Annotated in this window: 1 pseudogene; it reads right to left on the bottom strand. The window is 40.5% G+C overall.

Features of this window, described 5'->3' with window-relative positions:
- A pseudogene (locus tag LMC10_RS01045) lies at positions 1-237 on the bottom strand (ISL3 family transposase); the annotation flags it as partial.

Raw genomic sequence — 237 nt, 5'->3', positions numbered from 1 at the left:
CGCGTTCGGCTTTTGAATAACGACTTTCAAAATAATCAATAATTGTAGGTGATAGACGATCCTGTAACTTTGTGACAATTTGGTGGGTTTCAGCATCACAACAGATAAAGGACATCACAGACTTAGTTGAACGAAACTCGTCAAAACATAGATGCTTAGGCAACTTAGCTACACGATAGTGTGGTTCCATGCGCTCTAAAATTGTTCGACGAACACTGCTAGAAGAGCAGTGACACA

The organism is Limosilactobacillus reuteri subsp. simiae (assembly GCF_020784875.1).
Classification (GTDB): Bacteria; Bacillota; Bacilli; order Lactobacillales; family Lactobacillaceae; genus Limosilactobacillus; species Limosilactobacillus reuteri_H.
The sequence above is the reverse complement of the archived record's forward strand: the minus strand, read 5'-3'. Positions and strand labels throughout refer to the sequence as shown.